Source organism: Pseudomonas sp. RIT-PI-r, from assembly GCF_001297015.1.
Lineage (GTDB): Bacteria > Pseudomonadota > Gammaproteobacteria > Pseudomonadales > Pseudomonadaceae > Aquipseudomonas.
Map to the genome: position 1 here is coordinate 23594 of NZ_LIGE01000014.1, position 25249 is coordinate 48842.

General features: G+C 62.0%; 15 protein-coding genes and 2 pseudogenes. 7 read left to right on the plus strand and 10 right to left on the minus strand.

Going from position 1 to position 25249, the window contains the following annotated elements; genetic code table 11:
• Positions 1-12: 12 nt before the first annotated feature.
• Entirely contained in the window at positions 13-10536 is a 10524-nt protein-coding gene (locus AK821_RS04005; protein WP_064388276.1) for an autotransporter-associated beta strand repeat-containing protein, read from the minus strand.
• Positions 10537-11047: 511 nt separating this feature from the next.
• On the opposite strand from AK821_RS04005, the gene AK821_RS04010 reads away from it, so the two are divergent.
• Together AK821_RS04010 and AK821_RS04015 are read left to right on the plus strand one after the other, a co-directional pair.
• Positions 11048-12007, plus strand: a complete 960-nt coding sequence (locus AK821_RS04010) for a nucleoside-specific channel-forming protein Tsx (RefSeq protein WP_064388277.1) — start codon at positions 11048-11050, stop codon at positions 12005-12007.
• 15 nt (positions 12008-12022) lie between these two features.
• A complete protein-coding gene (locus AK821_RS04015) occupies positions 12023-13045 on the plus strand; it encodes a purine-nucleoside phosphorylase (RefSeq protein WP_064388279.1) in 1023 nt (340 codons plus the stop codon).
• A 122-nt stretch (positions 13046-13167) separates the two neighbouring features.
• Here the strand turns inward: AK821_RS04015 and AK821_RS04020 are convergent, their stop codons facing one another.
• The 3 genes from AK821_RS04020 to AK821_RS04025 all read right to left on the minus strand — a co-directional run bounded on the left by AK821_RS04020 (position 13168) and on the right by AK821_RS04025 (position 15331).
• Positions 13168-14124 (minus strand): quinone oxidoreductase family protein, encoded by a 957-nt coding sequence (locus AK821_RS04020; RefSeq protein ID WP_064388281.1) that lies wholly within the window; start codon positions 14122-14124, stop codon positions 13168-13170.
• Positions 14125-14154: 30 nt separating this feature from the next.
• Positions 14155-14328: a DUF1427 family protein gene (locus AK821_RS29290; protein WP_007969534.1), complete on the minus strand. Its 174-nt coding sequence runs from the start codon at positions 14326-14328 to the stop codon at positions 14155-14157.
• 220 nt (positions 14329-14548) lie between these two features.
• On the minus strand, positions 14549-15331 hold the full coding sequence (locus tag AK821_RS04025) for an AraC family transcriptional regulator (protein WP_064388283.1): 783 nt from the start codon (positions 15329-15331) through the stop codon (positions 14549-14551).
• A 136-nt stretch (positions 15332-15467) separates the two neighbouring features.
• On the opposite strand from AK821_RS04025, the gene AK821_RS04030 reads away from it, so the two are divergent.
• The gene (locus AK821_RS04030) at positions 15468-15695 is read left to right on the plus strand and encodes a DUF6555 family protein (protein WP_064388284.1); all 228 of its coding nucleotides are present in this window, start codon (positions 15468-15470) and stop codon (positions 15693-15695) included.
• 38 nt (positions 15696-15733) lie between these two features.
• The gene (locus tag AK821_RS04035) at positions 15734-16006 is read left to right on the plus strand and encodes a hypothetical protein (RefSeq protein ID WP_064388286.1); all 273 of its coding nucleotides are present in this window, start codon (positions 15734-15736) and stop codon (positions 16004-16006) included.
• 23 nt (positions 16007-16029) lie between these two features.
• On the opposite strand, the gene AK821_RS29295 is transcribed toward AK821_RS04035, so the two are convergent.
• The 3 genes from AK821_RS29295 to AK821_RS04050 form a co-directional block, all read right to left on the minus strand.
• The gene (locus AK821_RS29295) at positions 16030-16197 is read right to left on the minus strand and encodes a metallothionein (RefSeq protein WP_082355407.1); all 168 of its coding nucleotides are present in this window, start codon (positions 16195-16197) and stop codon (positions 16030-16032) included.
• 1117 nt (positions 16198-17314) lie between these two features.
• Positions 17315-17770: a DMT family transporter gene (locus AK821_RS04045; RefSeq protein WP_064388299.1), complete on the minus strand. Its 456-nt coding sequence runs from the start codon at positions 17768-17770 to the stop codon at positions 17315-17317.
• A 2-nt stretch (positions 17771-17772) separates the two neighbouring features.
• Positions 17773-18258 carry a DMT family transporter gene (locus AK821_RS04050; RefSeq protein ID WP_064388290.1) on the minus strand — a complete coding sequence of 162 codons (486 nt, stop codon included), beginning with the start codon at positions 18256-18258 and terminating at the stop codon, positions 17773-17775.
• A gap of 110 nt (positions 18259-18368) precedes the next feature.
• Here AK821_RS04050 and AK821_RS04055 point away from each other — a divergent pair, with 110 nt between their 5' ends.
• Positions 18369-19304 carry a LysR family transcriptional regulator gene (locus AK821_RS04055; protein WP_064388292.1) on the plus strand — a complete coding sequence of 312 codons (936 nt, stop codon included), beginning with the start codon at positions 18369-18371 and terminating at the stop codon, positions 19302-19304.
• 207 nt (positions 19305-19511) lie between these two features.
• Here AK821_RS04055 and AK821_RS31285 read toward each other — a convergent pair whose 3' ends face one another.
• The 3 genes and pseudogenes from AK821_RS31285 to AK821_RS04065 all read right to left on the minus strand — a co-directional run bounded on the left by AK821_RS31285 (position 19512) and on the right by AK821_RS04065 (position 22707).
• The gene (locus tag AK821_RS31285; protein ID WP_371924620.1) at positions 19512-20333 is read right to left on the minus strand and encodes a methyl-accepting chemotaxis protein; all 822 of its coding nucleotides are present in this window, start codon (positions 20331-20333) and stop codon (positions 19512-19514) included.
• A 36-nt stretch (positions 20334-20369) separates the two neighbouring features.
• A pseudogene (locus AK821_RS31290) lies at positions 20370-21194 on the minus strand (cache domain-containing protein); the annotation flags it as partial.
• Positions 21195-21390: 196 nt separating this feature from the next.
• Complete coding sequence (locus tag AK821_RS04065) at positions 21391-22707, minus strand: Na+/H+ antiporter family protein (RefSeq protein WP_064388296.1); 1317 nt, start codon at positions 22705-22707, stop codon at positions 21391-21393.
• Positions 22708-24179: 1472 nt separating this feature from the next.
• Between AK821_RS04065 and AK821_RS31295 the strand changes: the two are divergent.
• Positions 24180-24326: pseudogene (locus AK821_RS31295) on the plus strand (HAMP domain-containing protein); the annotation flags it as partial.
• 102 nt (positions 24327-24428) lie between these two features.
• On the plus strand, positions 24429-25184 hold the full coding sequence (locus AK821_RS31300) for a methyl-accepting chemotaxis protein (RefSeq protein ID WP_371920172.1): 756 nt from the start codon (positions 24429-24431) through the stop codon (positions 25182-25184).
• Positions 25185-25249 lie beyond the last annotated feature (65 nt).

The window sequence follows — 25249 nt, forward strand, 5'->3', positions numbered from 1 at the left end:
TTCGACCCTAAATCAGAAGCCAAGGCTGAAGCTGATGGTCATCGCATGATCGTTGCTGTCGTTCGACAGTTGCCCCGAATAACCGACGCCGAGTTTGCCGGTCGGGCTGATCTGGAAGTCCACGCCGGCTTCGACAATCGCGCTGTCCTTGGCAATCGGCACGCCTTGGGTGCTGAACGAGGCGCCGCCGTCGATGAAGGTCAGGTCGGCGTCAGGCTTGGTGTCGCCGAAGGCATGCCGCCAGCCGATGGCCGCGCGCGGGGTGAATTGCCCGCCGTTGGCCAGGGTGATGACTTTGCCGGCGCGCACGCCGAGGGTCGAGAAGGTGATGTCCTGATCGGCATCTGCCTCCAGGCGCCCTACTCCGCCTTTCTCCTTGGCCTTGTCGCTGTCGTAGTTGACGTAGGCCAGCCCGGCGAAAGGCTCAAGGGCAATGCCGCCGGCTTCAATCGTGTAACCGACTTCACCGAACACCTGCGCGCTACGAGCGTCGTAATTGGCCTTCAGACGGTCGTTGTAGCTGCCGACGCTGACGTCGCGTTTGGTTTCGATGTCGTGCCAGCTGTAAGCCGCGCCGAGGCGCACCGCCAGTGCATCGAACTGCGAGTTGAGGTACGCCGCCAAGTGGTAGCTTTCGACGGTGGCATCCGAGCGACGATCATGTGCGTCGAGGTCGCTGCGGGTATAACCGGCGGCCATGCCCACGCGCCACTGGTCATCGAGTTGCTTGTCGGTGCCGAGCATGAAACCGCTGAGGTTACGGTCGAGGCTGGCGCTATTGCTGTCGCCATCCGACTCACCCCAGGCGCCGAGAGCGCGGGCCCAGCCAACCATTTCGCCGTGGCAACCGTTGCTGCTCAGTTGGTTGCCACTTGGCGCCAGGGCACGGCGTGGATCATCCGCCGCGCTGCATGACGGTTGGCGCATGCGATCGTTGACTGCGTCACGCACATAGCGCGAATCCTCGAGGATGGCGCTGGCGGTGCTGGCGTGGATCTCACCGGACAGACTGTCGAAGGCATTACGCGCACCGGCGACGCTGAGGTTGACGATTTCGTTCTGCAACGCCGCACCCGCTGGGCCGTTGTTCGACAGCGCAGTAGCAGTCCGGAACTGGTTGCCGGTGGCGGCGACATCGGCGAACGAGTTGCCATTGCGGCTGACCACCAGGTTCACTGCGTTGGTGTCATATACCAGTGCAGTGTTGAGGAACGCGTATTGCGGCAGGTCTGCGGCGCTGAAGGTGCCATTTACGCCACCACCCGCGGTGATCAGCGAATACGTGGTGTTGCCGGTGAACGGTGCCAGCGAGTTCACTTGCAAGGCGCCGCCCAGCGTTGCGGTGCCGCCGATTGCCAGTGGCGTCGCGGTTGGCGAGCTGACCGTCAGGGCCAGCACACCATCGCTGGCGTTGGTCAGGTTACCGGCCACGCTCAGGGTGCCTGCTTCGGAGCCCGAGGCGACAACGCCATGGTTGACCACCGAACCGACACTGCCGTTACCACTCAACCCCGCGCCGTTGGCCACGGTGACTTGCCCGCCCAGCGAAGCCCGCGCCGACCGGCTGCCGACTTGCAGCACGCCTTGATCGACCGCGACCGTGCCGCTGAACGGATTATCGCCGGTCAACAGCAAGGTGCCGGTACCGCGTTTGAGCATCGCGCCAAGTCCGCGCAACGATCCGTTGAACTGACCATTGAAGTTCTGCACAAAGAACAGCGAAGCATTGTTGAGGATGTTGCCTTGCAGGCTGGTGGTGTTACCGACCAGCGTACCGCCGCTGACCGTGGTGCCACCGCTGTAGGTGTTGGCGCCGCTCAATACCAGCGTGCCGGAATCAAGCTTCTCGATGCCCCCCGTGCCCACCAGCGGCGCGGAGATTTCCGCACTCCCACCGGCATTGACCCGCACTGGCGCGAGGCTGCCGTCCGCGCCGTTGACCGGGGTCAGCGTACCGCCAGCCCCCGGAACCAGGCTGTAGCCGCCGGCGAGGAATTGCAGACCGGTGAAGTTCTGATTGCCCTGCACGGTAACCGTACCCGCTTGACCGCCGAACACCGCGAACTGACCATTTGCAGCCAGGGCCTGAGTACCACTCGGGTCGGTCCAGTTGGTGTCCGGCCCCCACACACCGCTGCCGCCACCGATGCTGCCGTCCGGATTGGTGGTGCCACCGTTCCAGAACTGCACCTCACCCGGGGTGCCTTGCACCAGCAGGTTGATCTGATTGGCAATCGCAGTTTGCAGGGTCAGATTGGCCGCCGACACCGGCAGGCTGCCATACACCAGACCGTTGTCGGTCAGGCTGCCGCCGTAGCTGAACAGTTGATAAACCCCGGTGCCGAAGCCGCCGGCGTTGCTGATGTTCAACGTACCGTCGAGGGTCAGATTGCCGGCGACATTGACCACGGTGGTCGAACTGGTCGCCGAGCCGAGGCTGAAATCCAGATTGGTCCCCGAGGACAGTGCCAGCGAACCGACCGACAACGGCGTTGCTGTAGCGCCACCGACCAGCGTCGCACCGTCGGCCAGTTGCACCGCGCCGCCGAACTGGCCGCTGCCGCCGACGCTTGCGCCGCTGGCAACGTTGACGTTGGCACTGTTGAGCGTGCCATTGACCAGCAGGCTGCCGGCTTGCACCGAGGTGTTACCGGTGAAGCCATTATTGCCGGTCAGGAGCAAATCGCCGCTGCCGGTTTTGTTCAGCGTGCCGGCGCCGGTGAGGTTGCCGGTGTAGCTGCCATCGGCATTCTGCTCAAAGGTCAGCGTGGCGTTGTTGACGATCGCGCCTTGCAGGCTGCTGGTGTCGCCGAATGTGCTGCCGCCGTTCAGCGTGGTGCCGCCGCTGTAGGTGTTGGCGCCGCTGAGGGTCAGATCGCCTGCGCCATTTTTCACCAGACTGCCCGCGCCAGTGACAGCGCCGATCAGCGTAGTGTTCTGGTTGCCGGCGAGGGTCAACTGCCCGCCCAGATTGATCGCGTTGGCCAGTTGCAGCGCCGAGGTGCTGTCGAGACTGCCATTGCCGGTCACGTTCAATGCACCGCTGCTGATCGCGCTGTTGTTGCCGAGAATCAGCGTGCCAGCGTTGAGCTGCGTGCCGCCGCTGTAGCTGTTATTGCCGTTGAGGGTCAGGCTCGAAGCGCCGGCCTTGATCAGGCTGCCGCTGCCGCTGACATCGCCATCCAGGGTCAGCACATTGGAACCGGCGACGGTCAAGCCACCGTTGACCAGCACATCATTGGCCAAGGTCGCGGCGGTGTTGCTGTCCAGCGCGGTACCATCGGCGGCGGTCAGGACGCCGGTGCCGAGCGCGGCGTTGTTGCCGACGACAATCTTGCCGCCGTTGAGCGCCGTGCCGCCGGTGTAGCCGTTGGCCGCGTTGAGCACCAGCGTACCGGTGTCGTATTTGCCCAGCGTGCCGCTGCCATTGATCGCCACACCGAGGGTTGCCGTGGCGTTCGGGTCAACCCGCACCGTGGCATTGCCCAGCGAACCGTTGACCAGATTCAGCGAGCCCGCCGTGCCGTTCACCAGGCTGTAGCCATCGGTGACGAACTGCATGCCGGTGATGGTTTGCGCGCCATTGACGGTGACCGTGCCGGCCGCGCCCTGGAACACCGCGAAATTGTTGGTCCAGGCCTGGTTGGTGGTGCCGTTGACGTCGGTCCAGTTGGTGGTGCCGGTGCCCCAGGTGCCGCTGCCGCCCTCCACCGAACCATTGGCCACCAATTGATTGCCGTCCCAGAATTGCACGGTGACGCCCGGTGCGGTGACCAGCAGGTTGATCTGATTGGCCAGTGCGGTTTGCAGTTGCAGATCGCCCGGGCTGACGCTACCCGGCAACGTGCCGAAAAGCATGCCGTTGTCGGTCAGGCCGCCGGTGTAGTCGATCAAGCGATAGACGCCGCTGCCGAAACCACCGATGTCACTGACGTTGAGGGTGCCGTCGAGGGTCAGGTTGCCGCCGACATTGACCAGCGCATTGCCGCCACCGGACACCGGTGTGCCGAGGCCGACGTCGAAGTTGGAATTGCCGTTGAACACTAGCGAACTCACGTTCAGCGTACTGCCGGTGACGCCCGCCAGATGACCGCCATCGGCCACCGTCAGGGCACCGGTCAAGGTGCCGCTGCCACCGAGCGTACCGCCGCTGTTGACCAGCACATTGCCGCTGGCCAGCGAGCCGTTGACCTGTAGGGTGCCGGCGTTGACGTTGGTGTCGCCGGTCAGGTCGCTGATACCGCTGAGGGTCAGCGTGCCGCTGCCGAGTTTGCTCAGGCTGCCGTCACCGCTGAGGATGCCGGCGAAGGTGCTGCTGACGTTGTTGCCACCGAGGCTCAACGTATTGCCCGTACCGATCAGCGCCGTGCCGCTACCAGTGAGGCTGGCTAGGCTGCCCGATGCACCGAGATTCAGCGCCGCGCCACTCGCGAGATTGACCGTGGCGTTGTTGCCCAGCGCCGCGCCACTCAGCGTGGTCAGGCTGCCGGACGCTACATCGAAGGTGCCGCTGAAGGTGTTGCTGCCGCTCAGGGTCACGTCGGCCAGACCGTTTTTGCTCAGCGTACCGGCGCCGGCAATCACACCGCCGAGGGTCAGGTTGTTGTTTCCGGCCAGAGCCAGATTGGCATTGACGTTGAGGTTGTTGGCCAGCACCAGTGGCGCGGTGTTGTCGAGAGTCGAGGCACCGGCCACGGTCAGCGCGCCGCTGCCCAGAGAGCCACCCGTGCCGAGAGTCAGCGTGCCGGCATTCAGCGTGGTACCGCCCGAGTAGGTATTGATGCCGTTGAGCGTCAGGTTCGACGCGCCGTTCTTGATCAACCCGCCCGCGCCGCTGACCACACCTGCAAGGGTCAGGTTGTTGCTGCCGGTGTTGCTCAGGTTGGCGTTGAGCACCACATTGTTGCCCAGGCTCAGCGCCCTGTTGCTGCCCAGCGCCGAGGCGCCCGCCACGGTCAGGTTGCCCAGGCCCAGCGCCGAGTTGCTGCCAGCGGTCAGGGTGCCGGCGTTGAGGGTGATGCCGCCGAGGAAGTTGTTGTTGCCACTGAGGGTCAGGTTGGCTGCGCCGTTTTTGCTCAGACTGCCGGCGCCGTTGACCGTACCGGCCAGGGTCAGATCCGCCGTGCCGCCAATGCCGAGATTGCCCGCGAGGTTGACCGCATTGTTTACTGAAACCGCAGTGCTGGCATCCAGCGAGGTGCCGCCCGCCGCGTTCAACGTGCCGGAACCCAGCGCCGAGTTCGACGCCAGAATCAGTCCGCCGGCATTCAGTGCTACCGGCCCGAGGAAGGCGTTGTTGCCGCCGAGAGTCAGGTTCGCCGTGCCGGTTTTGATCAGGCCACCCGTGCCGCCAATCACGCCGTTGAGGGTCAGTGCATTGCTGCCGACCACGGTGAGGTTGCCGTTGAGCGTCGCCGCGTTGGCCAGTGTCACCGCCGCGTTGCTGTCCAGCTGCGTGCCGGCATTCGCCGTCAACGTACCGGTGCCGAGTGCGGTGTTGCTGCCGACGATGATTTTGCCGCCGTCGAGTGGCGTGCCGCCGGTATAGGTGTTGGCCCCGCCGAGCACCAAGGTGCCGGCGTCAAGTTTATTGAGGATGCCGCTGCCATCGATATTGGCATTGATGGTCGCGGTCCCGCCCGGACCGACGCGCACCGAGGTGGTGCCGCCGGTGCCGTCCCCCGCCGTGAGTTGCCCTGCCGCGCCGTTGACCACGTTGTAGCCATCGGTGAGGAATTGCATGCCGGTGAACGCTTGCGTGCCGTTCACCGTCACCGTGCCGGCAGTGCCCTGGAACACCGCGAAGTCGCCGGCCCAAGGTTGGTTGACCAGACCGTTGGCGTCGGTCCAGTTGGTGCCGACCGCATTCCACGTGCCGCTACCGCCATCGACCACGCCGTTGGCGATGGTCTGGCTGCCGTCCCAGTAACGGATGTTGCTGTTCGGCGCGGAGACTTGAATGTTGATCTGATTGGCCACGCCGGTCTGCACCAGCAGATCGCCAAGACCATAACCGACCGGCACGCTGGCCACGTCCAGACCGAGGTTGGTCAGGGCGCCGGTGTAGTTGAACAGGCGATATACACCAACGCCAAAACCGCCGGCATCGGTGACGTTGAGATTGCCGTCGAGGGTGAGGTTGCCGCCGACGTTCATCAGCGACGCGGTCGACGGTGTGCCCAGGGCCACATCAACGTTGCTGCCGGCGCCAAGAGTCAGAGCACTCGCCGACAAGGTGTTGCCCGACGACAACGCCAGATGCCCACCGTTGTTGATGTTGATCGCGCCGAGAGCCGAGCCGGTACCGGTCAGGGTGCCGCCGGTATTGACGTTGACTTGCGCACTGCCCAGCGAACCACTGAGATTCACGATACCGCCATCGATCGCGGTGTTGCCGGTAATGCCGTTGATCCCGGTGAGGTTCAAGGGGCCGGGGCCGACTTTGACCAGGCCGCCGCTGCCGCTGAGGTCACCGTCGAACGTGCTGGTGACGTTGCCGGCGCCGACGGTCAGGGTGTTACTGCCGGTCAGTTGCACACTGCCGCTGCCGGTCAGCGCGCCGAGGCTGGCATCGCTGCCCAGATTCAGCCCGGCGCCGGCGCTGATGTTGACCCCGGAAGTGTTGCCCAGCGCATTGCTGTTGAGGGTAGTGACGCTGCCGGACACGATATTCAGCGCACCGGTAAAGGTGTTGCTGCCAGCGAGGGTCAGATCCGACAGACCATTTTTGGTCAGGCTGCCAGCGCCGTCGATGATGCCGTTCAAACTCAAATCGTTGTTGCCGGCGACGGTCAGTCCGGCATTCAGGGTAATGGCGTTGCCGATGCCAAACGAGGCGCTGTTATCCAGCGTTGCCGCGCCACCGACGACCAATGCGCCGCTGCCCAGACCGTTGGCATTGCCCAGAGTCAGCGTGCCGGCGTTGAGCGTGGTGCCGCCGCTGAAGCTGTTGTTGCCGTTGAGGGTCAGGTTGGCTGCGCCGTTCTTGATCAGTTGGCCGGTGCCACTGGTGACGCCGCCGAGGGTCAGGTTCTGCGTGCCGCCCACGCTCAGTGCCGCATTCAGAGCCACGGCGTTGTTGAGGCTGACCAGCGGCGAGTTGCTGTCCAGCGTCGCCGCACCGGCGACAGTCAGAGCACCGGAACCGAGTGCCGAACTGTTGCCGACAGTCAGGGTGCCGGCGTTCAGCGTGGTGCCGCCAAGGTAATTGTTGGCCGCGTTGAGAATCAGATTGGCCGCGCCGTTTTTCACCAGACTGCCGGCGCCGCTGACCAGCCCGGTCAGGGTCATGTTTGCCGTACCGCCGATGTTCAGCGCACCGGCCAGTGCCAACGCATTGTTCAGGCTGACCGCCGTGTTGGCGTCCAGCGTGGTGTTGGCCGCCGCGTTCAACGTGCCGGAGCCCAGCGCGGTGTTACTGCCGACGGTCAGTTTGCCGGTGTTCAACACGGTGTTGCCAAAATAAGTGTTGGCGCCGTTGAGGGTCAGATCGGCAGCGCCGTTCTTGGTCAGCCCACCGATACCGGCGACCACGCCGCCCAAGGTCAGCGCATTGCTGCCGCCCAAGGTCAGGGTGCCGCTGAGGTTGACGTTGTTGGCCAGCGTCGCGGCGGTACTGGCATCGAGGGTGGTGCCGTTCGAGGCGTTGAGTGTGCCGGTGCCAAGGGCGGTGCTGGAACCGACAATCAGTGAACCGGCATTCAGCGCCGTGGTGCCGGTGTAGGTGTTGTTGCCGTTGAGGGTCAGGCTCGAAGCGCCGGTTTTGATCAGCCCGTTGCCGCCACTGATCACCCCGCCGAGGGTCAGCGCATTGGCGCCGCCAGCGGTGAGGTTGGCGTTGAGAATCACGTTGTTGTTGAGGGTCACGGCGGAGCTGCCGTTGAGGGTGCCCGCGCCTTCCACTGACAAGGCGCCGGTGCCCAGTGCCGCGCCGTTGCCGACCGTCAGACTGCCGGCATTCAGCGTGGTGCCGCCGCTGTAGGTATTGGTGCCATTGAGCGTGAGATTGGCGGCGCCGTTTTTCACCAGTTGGCTGGCGCCGCTGATCACCCCGCCGAGGGTCAACGCGTTGCTGCCACCGATCCCCAGGCTGTTGTTGAGAATGACCGCGTTGTTGAGGGTCACCGCCGCATTGCTGTCGAGGGTCGCCACACCGCCGACGGTGATATTGCCGCTACCAAGCGCGGCGTTGGCACCCGCCGTAATCGTGCCCGCGTTCAACGCGACAGCACCAAGGAAGGTGTTGGCGCCATTGAGAATCAGATTGGCCGCGCCGTTTTTGGTCAGCCCGCCGCTGCCGCTGACAATGCCGCCGAGGGTCAGGTTGGCGCTGCCGCCGACGTTCAGATTGCCGCCGAGCGAGACCGCGTTGGTCAGCGCCACTGCCGTGCTGGCGTCGAGCGTAGTGCCCGCCGCTGTGGTCAACGCGCCAGTTCCCAGCGCGGTGTTGGAGCCGACAATCAGCGTGCCGGCATTCAGCGCGGTGCCGCCGGAGAAGGTGTTGTTGCCGCTGAGACTCAGGTTGGCGGTGCCGTTCTTGATCAGGTTGCCGGTGCCGCTGACGATACCGCTCAGGCCCAGTGCCTGCGTGCCGCCAAGGGTCAGCGCCCCGGTCACCGCGACGGCGTTGGCCAGGGTCACCGCCGCCGTCGCATCCAGCGTGGTCCCGGCGGCGGTATTCAGCGCACCCGTGCCCAGCGCGGTGTTGCTGCCCACCAACAGGCTGCCGGCGTTGAGCGGCGTGTTGCCGCTGTTGGTGTTGTTGCCGGTCACCGTCAGGCTGGCGGTGCCGGATTTGGTGATGCCGCCGGTGCCGCTCAACACGCCGCCGAGGGTCAGGGCATTGCTGCCGAGCACATTGAGCGCGCCGGTCATGCCGATGTTATTGGCCAGGGTGACGTTGGTGGTGCTGTCCAGACTGGTACCGGCGGCAGTGTTCAGCGCACCGCTGCCCAGCGAGTTGTTATTGGTCACCAACAGGCTGCCGGCGCTGAGGGTGGTGGTGCCGGTGAACCCGGTGTTGACGCCGCTGACCGTCAGGCTGCCGCTGCCGGTTTTGGTCAAGCCACTGCTGCCGCTGATCAAGCCGCCGAGGGTCAACGCGCCGGTGCCACCGGCGGTCAAGGTGCCACCGAGGTTGATGGCGTTGGCCAGGCTGATCGTGCCCGGTGCGCTCAGGGTCGTCGCGCCGGTGACGTTGAGGGTGCCGGTGCTGAATGCCTGATTGTTGCCGATCTGCACCGTGCCGCCATTGAGCGTGGTGTTACCCAGGTAGGTGTTGGCGGCGCTGAGGTTAAGTTGGCCGGTGCCAGCCTTGGTGAAACCGCCGCTACCGGAAATCACCCCGCTCAGGGTGGTGGCGTTGCCGCCTTGTACCGTGACGCCGCCGGCGCCGAGGGAGATCAGGTTGCTGATGTTCAACCCGGCATTGCTGGCCTGCAGAACCCCGCCGTTGGAGGTGAGCACACCGCTGCCGAAGGTGGCGTTGTTGTTGAAATTGGCGATACCGCCGTTGAGCGTGGTCGCGCCACTGACCAATGGCCCCTGCAACGTCCAGGTGCCGCTGTTGAGGGTCAGGTTGTTGAAGTTGATGTAGGTGGCGCTCGATGCCGTGCCAGTCCCGGTGATACCGCCGCCGACGCCAGCCGGGTTTTGCAGGACCAGGCTGTTGGTGCCGCCCGCACCGCCATCGACCGTGCCGGTTGGCGCAAAGGTCAGGTTGATATTGACCAGACCACCAAGGCCAACGCTGATCTGTACACCGTCACCGACGTTGACGCTGGAGCCGGTCACCGCAGTGAAGGTGTTGGTGCTCGCCGCGCCCATCGACACACCGCCGGTAATCGCACCGGCGTTAGTGAAGGTGTTGCCCGCCGCCGACGTTTCGAAGGCGATTCGGCCGTTGATGACGCCGGTGTTGCTGTTGGTCATGTTGACCTGCGAACCACCGTAGACACCGATCACCGGGGTATCCGCCAATGTGATGCCGCCGATCGAGAGTCCTGTCGAGGTGATGGTGCCGTTGTTGGTGATGCTGGTGGTGCCGGTTGCCGCGTTGTTAACCGAAAGGGCCAGGCCGTCGATGCTCGTCAGGTTGAGCCCCAGTAACATCCCGGTGCCCCGCATGATCGCGCCAGCGTTGTTGAGCACGCTGACCGTGCTGGTAGCGCCGCTGCCGATGAATGCCCCGCCACTCAAAACCGACACCAGACCGAGGACTGCCGGGTCGATGATGCCGGAGTTGTTCAGGGTGATGTTGACCCCCGTCAGGTCCATGACATGCCCGCCAAGGGTCGCGTTCATCTGCGCGCCGCTGTTGACGTTGACCGTCAGGTTGTTAGAGGCACTGGCAAAGTCGTTGGGAACCAGTGGCAGTGGCGGCACCCCCGTACACGTCACGATTGAACCGGCCGTGGAGCACGTGGCCAGCGCAGGTGCGCTGACCCCGCCGAACAGCAGCCCGGCGACGCTCAGATGCACAGCAAGGGAAAGTGGGGAAAAACGCGAAACGAGGGCGACACCAAACCTTGCTTCCACGGGCTACTCCTTGTCGTGGCCAATTTCTTCCTTGAAGGCGCGCAGAGCCGTGCTTATTCCACGCGCGAATCAAGACTGCGACGGTCATCACAAAACCGCGTTATTGGGGACAAAGCTAGTAGACGCCCGGCAATGGGGCACGGATTAAATGGTGTTAATACTTTAATACTAGAGGGGTCTGGAATAAGCGTTTCAGCCCATATCCACGGGCCTTTAGCCTGCCGCAACTCCCTGTAGGAGTGAGCCTGCTCGCGATGGCGGTGTGTCCGTTAATAGATACTTTTCTCACACACCGCCATCGCGAGCAGGCTCACTCCTACAGGGTTTTGCGGTGAACAGGTATACCTGATCAGTCCGTCAGTTAAATTTACGAATTCATCGATTTTTCATGGCATTGAAAAAACTGGTACGCCTTGTGCAAACGTTTGCGTAACGTCAATCCCCGCGTTTTCACCACAAAACCGTACAAGCCCACGGAACACGGGCCTCGATCCGCAAAAAAGGACTTTCAATGCACGCCGCATCTCCTGTTCGCGCACCGTTTGTGCGCACGCTTGCCGTTTCCTTGCTACTGACCGGCGTTACCGGACTTCTCAGCCAAAGCGTTCTGGCGCAACCGTCGCCTGCCGAGGAATCCGCCCAGGGCGAAGCGCTCAGCCCGGAAGCCAGCCCGCCGAAAAAAGGCGCGTACCTGTCAGACTGGTACAACCAGGACCTGATGTTGATCGGCAGCAAAGACATCAGTTTCGGCCCGCAACCGGCCGACGATATCTATCTGGAGTACGAATATTTCGGCCGCAAAGGCCCGTTCGAACTGTACGGCTACATCGACATTCCGAAGATCTTCAACATCGGCAACAGCCACGACAAAGGCGTGTGGGATCACGGCTCACCGGTGTTCATGGAACACGAACCGCGTATCTCCATCGACTACCTCGCCGGTCGTAGCCTGGCCATCGGTCCGTTCAAGGAATGGTACGTCGCGTTCGACTGGATCTACGATCACGGCAGCCGCAAAGAGAACCGCGCCAACACGCTGTACAGCGGTTTCGGCACCGACATCGACACGCACTCGCGGGTCAACCTGTCGGCCAACCTCTACGGTCGCTATCAGTGGGAAAACTACGGTGCCAGCAACGAATACTCATGGGACGGCTATCGCGCGCAACTGAAGTACATCGTGCCGATCGACAAATTCAGCAACGGTGCTTCGCTGACCTACATCGGTTTCACCAACTTCGATTTCGGCTCGGATATCCACAAGGACAACCCCGCGCGTACCGCCAACGCCACGGTGGCGACCAACGTGCTGCTCTACTCGTTCACCCACTTGCGCTTCACCCTGGTCGGCCGTTATTTCCACAACGGTGGCAACTGGGAGGACGGCAGCGAGCTGAATTTTGGCGACGGCAATTTCCGTGCGCGCTCCAACGGCTGGGGTTACTACGCCGGCGTCGGTTATCAGTTCTGAATCAAGGAGTTTTCCATGCAAGCAATGATGCGTTTGACCCTGGCCGGTGTGGCCCTGCTCTCCTCCACCGTTTGGGCGGGCGAAGCGCCGATCCAACCGAAAGTGGTGTTGATCACCATGTTCGCCCCCGAGGCGCAAAACTGGATTGATCGCCTGGAACTGAAACAGGAAATCCGCGTCCCGGGCCTGTCTGCCGAGTACCCGACCATCCGCTGCAACGCGCAGCAGGTGTGTCTGTTGACCACCGGCATGGGCCAGACCAATGCGGCCGCCTCGACCCTGGCCTTGGCCTTGTCGCCGAAATTCGACCTGCGCAAAAGTTACTTCCTGATCGCCGGTATCGCCGGGATCAGCCCGAAGCACGGGACCATCGGTACTGCTGCGTGGGCGCATTATCTGGTGGAATTCGGCACGCAATGGGAGATCGATTCGCGCGATGCGCCGTCAGGTTGGCCGACCGGTTATCTGGGCATCAACACCAAGGGGCCGAACGAAAAACCGCCGTTGGATTACAAGACCGAAGTGTTCGAGCTGAATGCGAAGCTGCAGGACAAAGCCTTCGCCCTCAGCCACAAGGTTGAATTGAGCGAGAGCAAGGAATCGGCGGCGTGGCGCCTGAAATATCCGTCGGCACCGGCCAATCAGCCGCCCGTCGTCACACGCTGCGACACGCTGGCAGGCAACACCTGGTTTTCCGGCACGCGCCTGAGCGAGCGCGCCGAGGTCTGGACCAAACTGCTGACCGACAACAAGGGCGAATACTGCACGACGCAGCAGGAAGACAACTCGACCTACGAAGCGCTGTTGCGCGCCAGTCGCGAAGGTCTGGTCGATGTGCAACGCCTGGCCGTGGTGCGCGCCGGCTCCGACTTCGACCGCCCTGAACCGGGCGGCAGCGAAGTGGACAACCTGCTCAAGTACGCCGATCAGGGCGGTTTTGTGCCGGCGCTGGAAAACCTCTATCGCGCGGGCAACCCACTGGTGCAGGACATCCTGAAAAACTGGTCGGCATGGGAAAATGGCGTCCCGCATTCCTGAGCCCTACACCGATCTACTGTAGGAGTGAGCCTGCTCGCGATAGCGGTGTGTCAGTTACCTATGTATCAACTGACACACCGCTATCGCGAGCAGGCTCACTCCTACAGGGGTTTTGCGGTGGGTCAGGGAATTAGGATGATCTTGTCGCCACAGCCTTGATTGACGTCGGCGTAGCGCGCCAGGCCTTCGGCCAACGGCGCTTCGACCAACCCTTGCGGCAACGGCAACAAGCCTTCATCGAAGAACCGCCCGAACTGCTCCAGCATCGCCGCACAGGCTTCAACGCCATATAGCAACGAATTGATCCCGACCACTGAACCGCCCTTGCGATACAGCGCCAGCGCGGGCAATTGAACGTGGCCGTCCACCGGCGCGGCGATGATCGCGACCCGTCCGAACGTGGCCAATGCCGCCACCGACGCCGGCAACCAGAAACCGGTGGTGTCGAAGATCACATCGGCGCCGCCGCGATACACCGCGTTGACCTGCGCGCCGAGGTCTTCCGGCTTATCCAGCTGAATCGTCTGATAACCCTGCGCCTGCAACTCCGCCACCTGCTCCGGGCGCCGCGCCGCCGCCAGCAACTGCGCGCCACGCACTTTCGCCAGCGCCAAAGCAGCGGTGGCCACCGCCCCGCCGCCGATCACCAGCAAACGAGTTTCGGCCTTTACCAGACTGCGTTCCAGCGCATCCCACGCGGTGGTGTAAGGCACGCCGAGGCTGGCCGCCTGGGTGAAACTCAGATGCGAGGGTTTGTGCGCCACACCATTGGCCGGCAGTTTGACGAATTGCGCGTGGGAGCCGTCGGCAAAAAAGCCCAGCTCACGACCGGTGCCCCAGACTTCCTGACCGATCAACGCCTGCGGGCCTTCGACGACGACACCGGCGAAATCCCGACCAGGAATCCGTGGCAGCGTGGTGTAGGGAAAACGCCCGAGCACGTTCTTCACGTCGCTGGGATTCAGGCCTGCCGCTTTGATCTGCACGAGTACTTCGTTCGCGCCAGGAACGGGGGTCGGCACCTCGACGCAGCGCAAAGAAGACAGGTCGCCGGTTTTATCGAATTGCAGTGCTTTCATGGGGACATCCACCGAAGGAGAAAAGGAAACTCAGGACAGCCAACCCGCGACCAATTGCCGGCCCATCGGCCACAACTGTTCACCGGCGAGCATGCCGAGCAAGCCGACCAGCGCGATGGCCGGTGGCGCCGGAGAACGGAAATCCAGCGCGCCGTACAACAGGCCGACGCCGAGACCGATGGCCAGCGAAATCAGGTAGTTCATGGGGGTAACTCCGCCCGTTGAAAGGAATGGGCAAAGTTTAGGGAACCGGCGGGGATGGCATCGGCCAAGGACTTCTGAATTTCGGACAAACCTTTGAAGCCACCACAATCCATTGTAGGAGTGAGCCTGCTCGCGATAGCGTTGTGTCATTCAACTATGCACCAGCTGACACACCGCTATCGCGAGCAGGCTCACTCCTACAGGTATTACGCCAGTCTGCTCAACCGCTGTGAGTCATGAATTGTGAGGGGGCGACGCCGAGTTCACGGCGGAACATGTCACTGAAACTGCTCGGTGAATACCCCAGCTCCCGGGCAATCACACTCACCGCCACGCCCTGAATCAATTCCGCCACCGCCGTCGCCAGTTGCACCTGCCGCCGCCACTCGGCGAAGCCCATGCCGAGGCTGTCCTTGAACAACCGCGCCAGCGTGCGCACGCTGGCGCCGGCATTTTCCGCGTGCTGTTCGAAGGGAATCGCCAGCGACGGTGCCGCCATCACCGCCTGACACAAATTCATCAAACGCCGATCAGAGTCATCCGGCAGCGGAATCTTCAACTGCGAACGCCGTGCGCGCTTCAGCTCCAGCAACGCCAACCCGACCAGCGCCTCGTAGTACTGCGGATCACCACTGTCGCCCTGCTCCACCAGCCCTACGATCAACTCGCGCAGCAACCCACCGACCTCGATCACCTGCACCGTCTGATCCAGCGTCGCCGCCAGCGCCGGGCGCAGGTAGATATTGCGCATCTGCAAATCCGACACCACGCGAATCCCGTGCGGCACACCGGGCGGCAACCACACCGCACGCTGCGGCGGCACCACCAACGCCTCATGCGGCGTCTCGACCCACATCACCCCGCTCACCGCATACAGCAACTGCCCCCAGACATGCTCATGCGGCTCGATAAACAACCCGCGCGGATAGGTACGCGCCACACGTTGCACGGGCACATCGGTGTCACTGAGATCGGGGGGCGCGGCAAGAACCATGACGAGCATTCATTGAGGTTGGCGGAGGCGCCATGGTAACCAGTGCATCCACACGTCGCCAACGATAGATACCGTCGGACAATCCGAGTGAATTTTCCCGCAGCGCCGCGATCCCTCTATTACCACAGGGAGGAATACGGGCTTTATGAACAACGCAAAACTCTATGTCATCGACTACACCCTTCACGGCGCGCCCAAGTCGTTCATTATCCGCTCGGAAAAAATGGACAATGCCGAGGCTTGGCACTGGGCTAGCTGCGATGCCGGTGTCGGTCGGATCCCGCGATTTGGCCGGGAAAAGGTGCAGAAGACCAGCAAACCGATGGCAGAAAAATTCGGCGTGGAAAACGTCGTGTGGCGACCGACCAGCTAAGCTCAGCGTGGCCATCGGTATCATTCGGGGGAATCATCATGAGCAACATCATCAGCCCGGCGCATCTGGACTACGGACTCGATACGCTGTTCGGGCGAATCACCAAGAGCGTGGACTGTCGCGTCGGCCTGGAAGCCGTGGAAGATGATCCATATCGCTTTGCCCTGAAAGTGCCCGCCCCTTTACCGCAAGATCTCGACCAGGCCAAAACCGTGGTTGTTCAGGTTGAGGGCCGGCGGTTACAGGGTACGGTGCGGCATACCGAACGCATGGATGATGCAAGCTTGAAACTGGAAGTGGAGCCTGATTAGGCTCCACTTTTTTATGCGCGCGGTTATTTCGGATGGGCGCAATGGCAGCCTTTGCTTGAGCATTCTTCGCCACTTTTGTGGTGGTGGGCGCAGGCTTCACAGCAGTAGTGTTTGCCGTGGACGGCGTAGGCATGATCGCCTTCCTTGATGGTGCATTTGCAGCCGGGGCAGTCGCATTTTCTATCGGGCATGGGACAGACTCCTTTTTGGGTGGTTGTCTGGGGCTTTATAGGCAAGCCTTGATAACCAGTGTAGGAGCTGCCGCAGGCTGCGATCTTTTGATTTTGTTTGGGTTTGGGGGCATATCCGTTGCTGCGGGTGCTGCTTCTGGCGGTTTCGCTCTTACAGCGAGTCACTTTTTCCAGACGCCGGAGTGCCGGCCCAGCGAAAAGTAACCAAAAAGGCTTGCCCCGGCGTACGGCACTTCGCTGAGGCTCAGTGTTCCCTCGCTACGGTGTCCATCCGGGGGCATCGCCTACGGTTTGCTTCGCTGCACCTCCTCTCGATGAATGCGGCTGCGCCGCACGGCGCTGCGCGCCTACCCCCTGATGAACACCTACGCTCGGCCTGCCGATGGGGCAAAAAATCAAAAGCCGAAGCCAAAGCCAGATCAAGATCACCAGCCAGATCAAGAGCCCCTCACCCTAGCCCTCCCGAAACGTCGGACCGCCCGTAGGGAGAGGGGACTGATCGCGGTATTTGGGAGAGCTACGCCGACGTGAAATACCGAGTCGAATTCAGATTCTGAAACAGATCAAAAGCCCCTCACCCTAGCCCTCTCCCGTAGGGAGAGGGGACTGGCCGGGTAGACTGGAAGAGATACGCCGACGTGCGATAGCGCGGTGAACTCAGGCTTTGAAAAGCCCACAAATCGGCTCCCTCTCCTCGGGGAGAGGGCTGGGCGGACGGCGTTCCGATGAGGGGCAAACACACCACAAATCAAAAGCCGAACACCCGCTCTTCACCACTCAATAGGCCGAGTGTCAGCTCGCCTGCTTTTGATCTTGATCTGTAAGGCGACGTCGGAAGGCTGAGTGGAGGGATTGATCCGGGGGTGGGAGCGCAGCGACCGTTTGGCGCAGCCAAACACAGCGAGAGGAGGTGCAGCGAAGCAAACCGTAGGCGCTGCGCCCGGATCGATCCCGCAGCGAAGGAACCCCGAGCCCCAGCGAGCGGGCCGCACGTAGGAGCAAGCCTTTTTGGTTACTTTTGGGGCGTTTGCCAAAAGTGACCCGCCGTAAGGGCGGAACCCCAAGCAGCCGTTACCGCAGCAACGGATATGCCCCCCTAACCCAATCAATCAATCAATCAATCAACCGAACGCACACTACTCCGATACATAAACACCAAAGCCAGCGCCAAACAAACCATCGCCAGAATCCGCGAGCCAGAAAGCTCAATCGCCGGGTTGCCGAGCCAACCGAAATTATCGATCAACATCCCCATCCCCAACTGCCCGACAATCACCGCCACCGTCGCCACCGCCGTGCCGACCCGAGGCACCGCGCCAACCATGACAATCATGTACACCACGCCAAACAACGCGCCGCTGAGCTGCCACTTCGGCACATCAAGCAACCCCACCGAATGCGCCGGCTCGAAAAACAAAATCAGCAACCCGGTCACCACAGCCCCAACGGCAAACGTCAGCAGACTGCTGCGCAACACCCCAACGGATTCACCCAAACGACCATTGATTGCCGCTTGAACACTCAACACCGCGCCTGCCGCGACTACCACGGCCAACAAAATAATCAGACTCATCATCAACCCCGAGCAATCAGAACAAGTGCCGCCACAATCAACCCCAACGCCAGCCAGCGCTCAGCATTGACCTTCTTGCGCACCGCGCCGAACCAGCCGAAATGGTCGATCAACACACTCTTGCCGACCTGCCCGGAGAGGATCGCGATCATCGTCATGGCGATACCGATGTGCGGCGTGGCCAGCGTCAGGACCACCACGTAGATCGGCCCGAGAAAGCCGCCGATCAACTGCCAGCGCGGCAACGTGTTCAGCGCCGGGCCTTTCTGCGGGCCGGCGAATAGAAGCAGCAAAAACAGAATCGCCGAGCCCACACCAAAGATGCTCAACGTCGCCCACAGGTGCCCGACCTGCACACCCAACGGCCCGAGCAATCCCGCCTCCACCGACAAGCCCATGCCCGCCAGGATCACCAGCGGCAGCAGCAACAAGCGCAACCACGACCTCGCCACCGGCGCTTCAACAGCCACTTCATCCAATGTTTGCATAACCAACTTCCACAGATTAACGATGGCGCGGATTATCGGCTGGTGTCGCTGTGCGATAAATGGGAGCATCCGGACAACACCTTTGCGTAACACGCACAGCAGGGCAAACCATGCACGGGCTCAACGAACTCGGATTCAAGGCACTACGACTGTTTGTCGCGGTGCTCGACCACGGCAGCTTTTCCGAAGTCGCACGCCGCGAAGGCGTGGCGCCCTCGTCGATCTCGCGGCAGATCCAGTTGATGGAGCAGGCGCTCAATCAGCAATTGCTCTACCGTCACACTCGCGCCGTCACACCGACCGAGGCCGGGCGCATGCTCGGCCATCATGCGCGGCTGGTGCTGGTGCAATTGGAGGAAGCCGAACAGGCCTTGCAGGAACAGCAAAGCGAACCCACAGGCCTGGTGCGCATCAACGCCCCGGTGGTGTTCGGCCAGCGCCACCTCACCCCGTGGCTCGGCCAGTTGTGCACGCGCTACCCAAAGCTGCAACTGGATATCCAACAGACCGACCATTATGTCGACCCGTTGCAGGAAGGCGCGGACTTGCTATTTCGCATCGGCGCGCTGCACGACTCGAGCATGCAGGCGCGGATTCTGGCGCCGCACCGTTTTCAGGTCGCCGCCAGCCCGGCCTATCTCAAGCACCACGGCACACCGCAACACCCCGACGACCTGGCGCAGCACCAGTGCCTGGCCTACAAAGGCGCGGCCGGTCTGCAGCGCTGGTTTTTCCGCCGCGAGGGCGAGGACTGGACGCCCTACTCGGTCAAAGGCCCGATCACCGGTAACCACGCCGACACCCTGACCCAAGCCGCCGAGCAAGGTTTGGGGCTGGTGATGTTTCCGTCGTGGTTGATTGGTGAAGCGGTGCGTGAAGGCACGCTGGTGCCGGTGCTGGGGGAGTATCAGGTGTCGAACAGCCTGGAGCCGCAGCAGATTGCAGTGCTGTGGCCGGGGAGCCGGAGGTTGTCGGTGAAGGTGCGCACGGTGATTGATTTCTTTGTCGAATGCTTTGGTGAAGTGCCCTACTGGGATCTTCCCTAAAAGCTGAAAATCAAAAGCCCCTCACCCTAGCCCTCTCCCGGAGGGAGAGGGAACTGATTGGGGGATATTGCAGGCATGCCCCGACCTGAGAGCCCTGCTGTGAATCCATAATCGACTCGATTCCTCAGGTCGATGGATGACGCAAGACACCCCGGTCAGTCCCCTCTCCCTCGGGGAGAGGGTTAGGGTGAGGGGCTTTTCAAGCGGTCAAATACGGAACTGACCCACGAGTTTGCCAAGGCGCTGACCAAGCTCCGCCAAACTCCGCGAAGTCTGCGCACCCAACTGCGTTTCATCGGCGACGTTATCCACCGCCACCGCAATCTGATGCACGCTGCGGTTGATCTCTTCGGCCACCGCCGTCTGCTCCTCAGCCGCACTGGCAATCTGCGCGTTCATCGAGTTGATCGTCGCAATCAACGATGCCATCGCATCCAGCGAAGCGCCGGCCTGATTGGCTTGTTGCGAAGTGCCGTCACCGGCCTCGCTGGAACGGCGCATCGCCTCGACCGCTTGCTGGGTGCCAGCCTGCAAGCGATCGATCATGCCCTGAATTTCCTGCGTGCTGATCTGCGTGCGACTGGCCAACGCCCGCACCTCGTCCGCGACCACGGCAAAGCCGCGTCCGGCCTCACCAGCGCGCGCTGCTTCAATCGCGGCGTTCAGCGCCAGCAGGTTGGTTTGCTCGGCAATCGAACGAATCACCCCGAGCACACCGACAATCGACGTCACGTCCTGCTGCAGGCTGTCGAGCGAGACACCGCTGCTGCGAATGTCATCGACCAAGGCATGAATCTGCTTGATGCTGCCAGCCACCACGCGTTTGGCGCTCTGGCCTTCTTCGTCGGTCTGCTGGGCGGCGACGGCGGCGTTCTGTGCGCTCTTGGCGACTTCCTGCGCGGCGGCGGACATTTCATTGATCGCCGTGGCGACCTGATCGGTTTCGTGGCGTTGACGCTCCATCGCCTGATCCGAGCGCTGCGCCTGATCCGATACCTGCGTCACCAGCCCGGTGAGTTGCGTGGTCATTTCGGTGATCTGCCGCACCAGGCCGTGGATCTTGTCGACGAAGCGATTGAACGAACCGGCCAGTTCGCCGAGTTCATCTTGGCTGGTGATGTTCAAGCGGCGGGTCAGATCGCCCTCGCCTGCGGCGATGTCGTCGAGGTTGGCTTTCATCAGGGTCAACGGACGCAAAATGGTATTGGCCAGCAGCATCCCCGCCGCCGCGATCACCAACAGCACCACCACCGCCACGCCGACGATGCTCAGCACCACGCCTTGCATGCGTTCCTGCACTTGTGCTTCGACCTGTGCGACTTGCGCTTCAATACCGTCGAGGTTGACCGAGGTGCCGACTGCCATGTCCCACTTCGCCAGGTATTCGGTGTAACCGAGTTTCGGCACCAGTACCTTGGCATTGCCAGGCAGTGGCGAGCTGTACTGCAGATAGTGCGTGCCGTCTTTCGCCACTTTCACCAGCCCGAGATTGACGTAAACGCCGTTCGGATCGCGGTTGTCCTTGAAGCTTTTGCCCACGCCTTCGGGGTCATTGGCCTTGAACAGGCGCACGGTCTCGGAGTCGTAGCCGAAGAAGTAGCCGTCCTTGCCGTAGCGAATACCCGAAAGCAACTTGATCGCCTGCGCCCGCGCCTCGTTGTCACCCGGCGCGGCCGCGTCGTACAGCGGTTTGATCGTGGTCATGGCCACGGCGACGTAACTTTGCAGAGTGGCTTTGGCATCGCCGAGCAGGCGCTCGCGGGTCTGTTCGACCTCTTTGTGCGCTTGTTCCTGAAGGATGAACAGCGTGGTCAGGCTGATGACCAGCGCAAAGAGCAACACCGGTAGAACGGCGAGGGACAGGACTTTAGCCTTGAGGCTCAGGCGCATTTTGGGGCTCACTCTTTTGATTTTATTGGCGTGGTTAAAGGCTTTAACGGCACGCCAGATCAAAAGTTGAGTCCGTGGTCACCCCACTCCCTGTAGGAGTGAGCCTGCTCGCGATAGCGGTGTATCAATTGGCAGATGTACTGACAGATACACCGCTATCGCGAGCAGGCTCACTCCTACAAGGAATACATGGGGTTCAGAGAACCATCGCGGCCACCCAGCCGAATGCCAGCAGCGGCAGGTTGTAGTGCAGGAACGTCGGCACCACGGTGTCCCAGATATGGTGATGCTGGCCGTCGATGTTCAGGCCGGAGGTCGGGCCGAGGGTCGAGTCCGAAGCCGGCGAACCGGCGTCACCCAATGCACCGGCAGTACCGACGATGCACACGATCGCAATCGGGCTGAAGCCCAGCTGCACGCACAACGGCACGAAAATCACCGCCAGAATCGGCACTGTCGAGAAGGACGAGCCGATGCCCATGGTCACCAGCAAACCCACCAGCAACATCATCAACGCGCCGATGCCCTTGCTGTGATTGATCCACGCTGCCGAAGCTTGCACCAGCGTCTGCACTTCCCCGGTGGCTTTGATCACTTCACCGAAACCGGAAGAGGCGATCATGATGAAACCAATCATCGCCATCATCTTCATGCCTTCGGTAAACAGATCATCGGTCTCGCGCCACTTGACGATACCGGAGGCCGAAAAGATCAAAAAGCCGACCAGCGCCCCGATAATCATCGAGTCCAGCAGCAACTGCACAATGAACGCGGCGGCAATCGCCACCCCGGCAATCCCCAGGCTCAACGGGTTGTACTGCACTGCGACCTGTTCGACCTGCTCGATTTTCGCCAGGTCATACACGCGCTTCTTGCGATAGCTGATAAAGGCAATGCCCAGCCCGACCAACATGCCGAACGCCGGAATGCCCATGGCGTGGGTGACATTGATACCACTGATGTCGACGCCGCTGCGCGCAACATTCGCCAACAGAATTTCGTTGAGAAAGATGTTACCGAAGCCTACCGGGAGAAACATGTACGGCGTGATCAGGCCGAACGTCATCACACAGGCGATCAAGCGGCGGTCAAGTTGCAGCTTGGTCAGTACATATAAAAGCGGCGGCACCAGCAGCGGAATGAACGCAATGTGGATCGGCAGGATGTTCTGCGAAGCGATCGCCACCACCCACAACAGGCCGATCAGCAGCCATTTGACACTGCCGCCGCCGGTCGCATGCTGGCGATCAACCATGGCCAACGCCTTGTCGGCCAGCGCATGGGCCAGGCCAGACTTGGCAATCGCCACGGCGAAAGCGCCGAGCAACGCGTAGGACAACGCCACGGTGGCGCCGCCGCCCAAGCCGCTGTTGAAGGCCTTGAGCGTGGCGTCGATACCCAGACCACCGGTCAGGCCGCCGACCAGCGCGCCAACGATCAAAGCGATCACGACGTGCACGCGGGACAGGCTGAGAATCAGCATGACGCCGACTGCCGCTATGACTGCATTCATTTCATTTCCTCGAAAAACACTGCGGTGGAAAACCGACCGCCAGACAGAATGAGTCCGCCAATCTTAATCGGCGGATTTGCAAAGAGGGTCTTATTAGAAGGGCGCGCACTGTGCCGCAGCGAACTCCCCTTGTCAAAGCCACGCCCCTGTAGGAGCTGCCGAAGGCTGCGATCTTTTGATGTTGTTTTTAAAGGCAAGATCAAAAGATCGCAGCCTTCGGCAGCTCCTACAGGGTCAACCTGTGGCAATTGTGTTTCAAGGATAAAGAAAGCCGATTTGCGGCCGTTACAGTGCAAAGTCTCAGATATTTATCGAATAAGGACGTCTCCATGTCGCTCAGACAACTTTCCATCCAATGGAAAATCACCTTGCTCGCCGGGCTCTGCCTGGCCGGTATCGTGACCCTGTTGGTCGGTCTATCGCTGTATCGCATGGAGCACAGTTCCGAACTGGTAAAAGCTTCGAGCATGGAAATGCTCACCGAATCCGCCCAGGCGCGCATCGAATCCCAGGGTGAAGTGCAAGCCGCCGGCATTCGCCAGCAGTTCATGGACGCCTATCAGTACGGCCACGGTTTCTCGCGGCAGGTGCTGTTCCTGCGCGAACAGGCCGAGAAGCGTTTCCTCGATGCCTTCGACCTGCGCGAAGACATGACCCGTCAGGTCAAATCGGCGCTGCAAGCCAACCCGGACTTGCTCGGCCTGTCGCTGGTGTTCGAAGCCAACGCGCTGGACGGCAAGGACGAACTGTTTGCCGGCCAGGCGGAACTGGGCAGCAACGACAAAGGCCGCTTCGCGCTGTACTGGTCGCAGCCGACCCCGGGCAAAGTCACCTCGATGGCGTTGCCGGAAAGCGACATGGCCGACACCAGCACCGGCCCCAGCGGGCAGGCGGCCAATGCCTGGTTCACCTGCCCGCGCGCCACGCTCAAGCCATGTGTGATCGAACCGTACTTCTATGTCATCGACGGCCACAACGTGCTGATGACCAGCATCGTTTTCCCGCTGATGGTCAACGGCAAAGTCATCGCCTCGCTGTCGGTGGATATCAACCTCAACAGCCTGCAAGCGATCAGCCAGAGCGCGAGCAAAAAGCTCTATGACGGCCAGACCGCCGTGAGCATCATCAGCCCCGCCGGTCTGCTCGCCGGTTACAGCCCGGACGCGAGCAAATTGAGCCAGCGTCTGGATGCCGTCGACAAAGTCAGCGGTGCCGAGTTGCTGAGCAAGCTCGCCTCCAGCAGCAGCGTCAGCAGCCTGCACAGCAACGGCCAGTTGAAAGTGCTCTCGCCGTTCCAGCCGATACCGGGCGGCCCGGCGTGGGGCGTGTTGCTGGATGTGCCTGAGAAAGTCCTGGTCAGCCGCGCCGAAGCGCTCAAGCAACAACTGGACGCGAGCAATAATTCCGGCACGTTGATCGAATTGAGCCTGGGTGTTCTGGCTGCGTTGATCGGCCTGTTGCTGGTGTGGCTGATGGCGCGCAGCGTGACCAAACCGATTCTCGGCGTGGCGCACATGCTCGAAGACATCGCCAGCGGCGAAGGCGATCTGACCCGCCGGCTGGCCTACGACAAGCAGGACGAACTCGGGCAATTGGCCGGTTGGTTCAACCGCTTCCTCGACAAGTTGCAGCCGATCATCGCCGAAGTGAAACGTTCGGTGCAGGATGCGCGCAACACCGCCGACCAGTCTTCGGCCATCGCCACCCAGACCAGCGCCGGCATGGAGCAGCAATACCGTCAGGTCGATCAGGTGGCCACCGCGTCCCACGAAATGAGCGCCACCGCGCAAGACGTCGCGCGCAGTGCCGCACAGGCCGCCGAAGCCGCCAAGGATGCCGATCGCGCCACCCGTCAGGGCCTGACCGTGATCGACCGCACCACCGCGAGCATCGACACCCTCGCCGCCGACATGAGCGCGGCGATGGTGCAGGTCGAAGGTCTGGCCGCCAACAGCGAGAAGATCGGCGCGGTGCTGGAAACCATCCGTGCCATTGCCGAACAGACCAACCTGCTGGCGCTCAACGCGGCGATCGAAGCGGCCCGTGCCGGTGAAGCCGGACGTGGTTTTGCCGTGGTCGCCGACGAAGTGCGCAACCTCGCCCGCCGCACCCAGGAATCGGTGGAAGAAACCCGCCAGGTCATCGAACAATTGCAGAGCGGCACGCAGGATGTGGTCGGTTCGATGGGCAACAGCCATCGTCAGGCCCAGGGCAGCGTCGAACAGGTGGGCCAAGCGGTGACCGCGCTGCGCCAGATCGGTGATGCGGTGACGGTGATCAGCGACATGAACCTGCAGATTGCCAGTGCCGCTGAAGAGCAGAGTGCGGTGGCCGAGGAGATCAATAACAACGTGGCGACGATTCGCGACGTGACCGAGTCGCTGTCCGGCCAGGCGAACGAATCGGCGCGGGTGAGCCAGTCGCTCAATAGTCTGGCGAATCAGCAGCAGCGTTTGATGGATCAGTTTCGCGTTTGATTCAAAGGTTGCGGGGTGTCAGCTGGATTCCCCCCTCACCCCAGCCCTCTCCCCCCAAGGGGGAT

Excerpts from the sequence above, each read along its gene's own strand:
- AK821_RS04045 (WP_064388299.1), bottom strand. The coding sequence starts at position 17,770 with ATGAGTCTGATTATTTTGTTGGCCGTGGTAGTCGCGGCAGGCGCGGTG.
- AK821_RS04010 (WP_064388277.1), top strand. The coding sequence starts at position 11,048 with ATGCACGCCGCATCTCCTGTTCGCGCACCGTTTGTGCGCACGCTTGCC.
- AK821_RS04065 (WP_064388296.1), bottom strand. The coding sequence starts at position 22,707 with ATGAATGCAGTCATAGCGGCAGTCGGCGTCATGCTGATTCTCAGCCTG.
- AK821_RS04015 (WP_064388279.1), top strand. The coding sequence starts at position 12,023 with ATGCAAGCAATGATGCGTTTGACCCTGGCCGGTGTGGCCCTGCTCTCC.
- AK821_RS04030 (WP_064388284.1), top strand. The coding sequence starts at position 15,468 with ATGAACAACGCAAAACTCTATGTCATCGACTACACCCTTCACGGCGCG.
- AK821_RS31300 (WP_371920172.1), top strand. The coding sequence starts at position 24,429 with ATGGAGCAGCAATACCGTCAGGTCGATCAGGTGGCCACCGCGTCCCAC.
- AK821_RS04025 (WP_064388283.1), bottom strand. The coding sequence starts at position 15,331 with ATGCTCGTCATGGTTCTTGCCGCGCCCCCCGATCTCAGTGACACCGAT.
- AK821_RS04035 (WP_064388286.1), top strand. The coding sequence starts at position 15,734 with ATGAGCAACATCATCAGCCCGGCGCATCTGGACTACGGACTCGATACG.
- AK821_RS29295 (WP_082355407.1), bottom strand. The coding sequence starts at position 16,197 with ATGCCCGATAGAAAATGCGACTGCCCCGGCTGCAAATGCACCATCAAG.
- AK821_RS04050 (WP_064388290.1), bottom strand. The coding sequence starts at position 18,258 with ATGCAAACATTGGATGAAGTGGCTGTTGAAGCGCCGGTGGCGAGGTCG.
- AK821_RS29290 (WP_007969534.1), bottom strand. The coding sequence starts at position 14,328 with ATGAACTACCTGATTTCGCTGGCCATCGGTCTCGGCGTCGGCCTGTTG.
- AK821_RS31285 (WP_371924620.1), bottom strand. The coding sequence starts at position 20,333 with ATGACCACGCAACTCACCGGGCTGGTGACGCAGGTATCGGATCAGGCG.
- AK821_RS04055 (WP_064388292.1), top strand. The coding sequence starts at position 18,369 with ATGCACGGGCTCAACGAACTCGGATTCAAGGCACTACGACTGTTTGTC.
- AK821_RS04020 (WP_064388281.1), bottom strand. The coding sequence starts at position 14,124 with ATGAAAGCACTGCAATTCGATAAAACCGGCGACCTGTCTTCTTTGCGC.